Source organism: Sulfuricurvum sp. (assembly GCF_022759005.1).
GTDB lineage: Bacteria > Campylobacterota > Campylobacteria > Campylobacterales > Sulfurimonadaceae > Sulfuricurvum.
In genome coordinates this window covers 1-4,839 of sequence record NZ_JAEMQA010000152.1, presented here as the reverse complement: position 1 = coordinate 4,839, position 4,839 = coordinate 1, and the positions used below count along the sequence as shown (strand labels likewise).

3 protein-coding genes are annotated in these 4,839 nt (G+C 41.1%); all 3 read left to right on the top strand.

Going from position 1 to position 4,839, the window contains the following annotated elements; genetic code table 11:
* The coding region (locus JHC35_RS09065) for a DEAD/DEAH box helicase (RefSeq protein ID WP_295044496.1) at positions 1–2,223 on the top strand (2,223 nt) is incomplete at its 5' end.
* Between the two features lie 161 nt (positions 2,224–2,384).
* Positions 2,385–3,884: an IS21 family transposase gene (istA, locus tag JHC35_RS09060; protein ID WP_295044494.1), complete on the top strand. Its 1,500-nt coding sequence runs from the start codon at positions 2,385–2,387 to the stop codon at positions 3,882–3,884.
* Positions 3,881–4,699 carry an IS21-like element helper ATPase IstB gene (istB, locus tag JHC35_RS09055; RefSeq protein ID WP_295044491.1) on the top strand — a complete coding sequence of 273 codons (819 nt, stop codon included), beginning with the start codon at positions 3,881–3,883 and terminating at the stop codon, positions 4,697–4,699. Before istA ends, istB begins: the two co-directional genes overlap by 4 nt.
* Positions 4,700–4,839: the final 140 nt, after the last annotated feature.

Genomic DNA, 4,839 nt, shown 5'->3' with positions numbered 1-4,839 from the left:
GATCAATTAAAAGAGCATCTCCATTCTCTTGAATCTCAAAAACACTCCATTGAAGTGCAAATCCTCCAAATCAAACAGGAACTCGAAAAACACTCTACCTTCACAAAAGAAGGAAAAATTACCCTCTATCGATCTCTCTTTGTCGGTCGAGAAGATGTCTATGCTACTTATTGGGTGAGCAGTGATGGATTAAAAAAAGGGTATTTTCCAAAAACGGCTACGTTTCAAGGAAATGATTATCTTCCGTTAACCGATACTGTTATCCAATCACACTTAGAAGGCAAAGTTCGAATTGGCACGTATGCAGTGAAAGACCAATCATTTTGCTCTTTTCTTGCTATTGATTTAGATAAATCGAGTTTTCTAAACGATGCACGAGCCATCAACACCGTATGTCAAGAAATGAATCTATCCCCTTCGTTTGAAATATCCAAATCGGGCAACGGACTTCATATTTGGTTTTTCTTCTCACATAACGTCCGTGCCCGTGATGCACGGATCTTGGGCGATCTTATTATTACCAGAGCGATGGATCATAGTGACGGTATCGATATGAAAAGCTTCGATCGCCTTTTCCCCAATCAAGATTATGTTCCTTATGATGGCTTGGGTAACTTAATCGCTCTGCCATTGCATTATGGATCTCGTAATGAGGGAAAAACTGTATTTGTTGATATCGATACTCTTCAACCCTATAGTGATCAATGGAGCTATTTGAGCGGTGTGTCCAAAATTACACCTTCATGCCTTGGTTCTTTGATTCAAACCTACACTCAATCTTTAGAAGTCGAAGAAACGTTAATGCCATGGGAGATTGAAAAAGTTAAACTCTCCACTCCCAAACGGCTCAAATTAGTTTTACACGATTCGATTTACATTGAATTTGAAGGATTAAGCAAATCGTTTCTCAACCTGTTGAAGCGGATGGCATCATTCTATAACCCAGAATTCTTCATGCGCCAGAAACAACGTCTATCCACATTCAATACACCGCGTATTGTTTCCACCTATGATCTTAATGAACGCTACATCGTTATGCCAAGAGGGCTCTTAGAACCGTTGCGCCGTTTGGGAGTGAAACATAAAATCAAACTGGAGTTTCAAGATAAACGCCTTCTTGAAAAAACAGAAGCTCCGCTATTGGTATTGGAACTACGACCACAACAAATTGATGTCTTTAATTCACTCATGCAATACGATTACGCACTTCTTATCGCTCCGCCCGGATTTGGAAAAACGGCGGTAGCTTCTGCAATCATTACGACACGAAGTGTAAAAACCCTTATTCTTGTCAATAAAACGGCACTCATCGATCAATGGAAAGAACGGCTCATGAACTATTTTTCTATTGATGGAAAAGCGATAGGTATTTTAGGAAAAGGAAAAAAATCTCTCAACGGTTCGTTAGATATTGCAACGCTTCAATCACTCAAAAACCGTCCTGAACTGATAGAGGAATATTCACAGATCATTATCGATGAAGCGCACCATATTCCTGCTGTATCGTTTGAAATACCGCTGAAACGGTTTAAAGGCAAATATGTCGTTGGTCTCAGTGCCACCCCAAAACGTAAAGATGGAATGGAAGCGATCATGCGTCTGCAATGCGGTGAAATTGTCTATGAGATCAAAAAAACAACCACACAGCGACATCACCTTAAAACAGTTCCGACTCAATACGAAACGTTACTTAATCACTTTTCCATGATTCTAGGTGAGCTGAGTGAGGACAATGACCGTAATCAACTGATCATTGATGAGATTAAAACTCTCAGACATAGAAAAGTATTGGTACTTAGTGAGCGGATCGAGCATCTAAATCATTTGTGGCATCGCCTCAAACTAGAGAATATTGACGCACTCCTTCTCTACGGCGCTATGGGAACAAAAATGAAACGCGAACAATTTGCCCAAACTAGCGAAGCCTCAATCATTCTTTCAATAAGTAACTATATCGGTGAAGGTATTGATATCGGTCATTTGGATACGATTGTATTTACGATGCCAATTTCCTACGATGAGAGGATGGTTCAATATCTTGGAAGAATCGGTCGTCAGGGTCAGGAGTGTTTGGCTATCGACTTTATCGATCATCAAGTCCCCCTGCTCAAAAGCAGTTTCACCAAACGGCTTAAAGGGTATAAGAAGATGGGGTATAAATTTACTGCCTTACAAGAAAATTCATCATTAAAAGTAGTTAATACGACAGGGCTATTTGGTTAAACGAACTATAAATATGACCTTGATTATTATCTAAAGTTTTTCTATCTGAATTTTTTGACTGAAAACTGACCCACTTTTTTGATTTTTTTTGACCCACCCCTGAAGATTAAAAACCATATCCTTTCGTAAAAAAAGTATGAGAGGTAAAAGGAGTGATCAGTATGGAGGATTGGGTAACCATTCGGAATATAAAAACGAAAAATCCAAGCATTGGGACACGAGCGATTGCGAATATGCTTGGGATCAGTCGCAATACAGTGAAGAAGGCTCTTGCAAGCGATGAGATGCCATTGTATAACCGTGGAGAGAAAAAGGTCAATGAGCATATTATCCCTCATATAGATTTTATCAAGGAGTCATTTCTCAAGAAAAGCCTGAAAGCGTCACGGATTTTGAAGGATATCCAGTTGCGGGGCTATGGCGGAAGCCAGTATGCACTGTATGCATATATACGGGAATTTTTGAAACCGATATCCAATGATGTCAACAGTAAATCTCCTGATGCGTTCATGCGTTATGAGACCGCTCCAGCGGAGCAGATGCAGTATGACTGGAGTGAGTATGTCGTAGAGATTGGGGGATTGAGCGTAAAGATATATGTCCATTTGGCCATATTGGGGTACAGCAGATATAAATGTTATGACGTGAGTCTGAGCATCACGCAAAGCGATGTGTTAACCGCTTTGGAAGAGAGTTTTTCCTTTTTTGGTGGAGTGTGTGAGCGCTTACAGGTGGATAACGCGACCGTTTTTGTGACGAAAGCGTCTAAAGAGAATTTGGTTTGGAATCAGAAGTTTTTGCATTTTTGCGGATTCTACGGAATCAAACCGACCCGAAGCCTTCCCGCTCATCCCTGGAGCAAGGGGAAAGTGGAGAGCCCATTTGCCTATCTTGAAACACACTTCATTTCAGGAAATACCTTTGAGAACTTTGAGGAGCTACGACGCCGTTTAAAAGCGTTTGGCAATGAGCATAATCTCCTTCTTCACGGCAGTACCAAGCAAATCACCAAGATACTGTTTGAACAAGAAGAGCAATCTCTTCTCAGAGCGCTGCCTTATGACAACCGTACCGGAGAGGTCAAACACTATATCGGATTCAAAGAGGAATTTCGTAAAGTCACTTCAGACTGTTTGATCTCCTATAAATCGAACCGTTATTCAGTCCCGTATTATTTTACCGGCAAAGAGGTATGGATACGAATAGTGTATGGAACGACTTTGCAGATTTATTCCAGCCAGAACAAGCTGATTGCATCTCATGCCCTTTGCCTGGGCAAAGGGGAAGTGATTATCAACCCCGAACATTTCAAAGGGTATCGAACCGATGCTTATGACACACTAACAATGTCAGTTTCAAGACTCACGAAACGGTTTGCCAACTACAGCAATATTCACCACTTTATCGAGAATATCAAAGTCCAAAAACGGATCCATCCTGCTCGCCATCTTTACAAGATCGCCAATCTGTTCGAATACTATGACGACAAAGAATGTGTGATCGCTATGGAAGAGTGCTTCACCCTAAACACCTACAGCTTCGCCATCATAAAGGGGACCATCACCCATCAGAGCAAACCCAAAAAAGAACAGCTCAATCTGTTCAATATCACACTTCCCACTGGGAATATCAAACGAGATTTAGGAGATTACCAACTATGAATGCCACCCAATTTAGAAACAGCGGCCCCGTTACCATTGAGAACGGTTCGATGCAATCAAACATTGAAGCCTACTGTAAACTGCTATCACTCTCTTCGGTACTCGAACACTACGAGAGTTCCGCACTTGATGCAGCGAAATCAAAAATATCGTATCAAGAGTACCTCTATACTCTTCTTCAGCGCCAGATCATCGATCGGGTAGATCGAAGCGTCAATGCCCGCATTAAAAAAGCAGGGTTTCCCTATATTGCTACCTTAGAGAGTTATGACTTCAGCTTCCAGCCTCAAATCGAAGAGCGGCTTATTCGTGAACTCGCAACACTCAGCTTTTTAGAAGATGCTAAAAATATCCTCTTTGTCGGAGCGCCAGGCGTCGGTAAAACACATCTTGCTATCGCTTTGGGTCTTGAAGCGACTAAACAGCGCAGGAGGGTAAAGTTTATCAGTGCTGAAGAACTTGCGCGTGAATTAATCGCCGCCAATCGTTCCAATACCATCGCCGATTATCTTGAAGCGATCAGTCGGATCGAAATCCTTATCATCGATGAGATCGGCTACCTCGATATCGACAAAGAATCGGCTTCCCTCTTTTTCAGATTGATCTCCAAGCGGTATGAAAAAAACTCAACTATTATCACGTCTAATAAAGAGTTTCAGGAATGGGGTCAAATATTTGGGGACGATGTTATCGCAACAGCTATTCTTGATCGTCTTCTTCATCACTCGTATCCCTTTCTCATCAACGGACCCAGTTGGAGAATGAAAGATCTAATAAAAATCAAAAATCAAAAAACTGAAAAAACAAAGGAGTGAAAGTCAAAAAATGTTATGATGTTACTCTTCTTAGGTGGGTCATTTTTTTTCAAAAAAACGGGTCAAATTTCAATCAAAATTTTCATCCACCCTTTGATCGGCTGATGATGTTCAAGATTCTCATCCTTCAACGCTACTAC

Excerpts from the sequence above, each read along its gene's own strand:
- istA (WP_295044494.1), top strand. The coding sequence starts at position 2,385 with ATGGAGGATTGGGTAACCATTCGGAATATAAAAACGAAAAATCCAAGC.
- istB (WP_295044491.1), top strand. The coding sequence starts at position 3,881 with ATGAATGCCACCCAATTTAGAAACAGCGGCCCCGTTACCATTGAGAAC.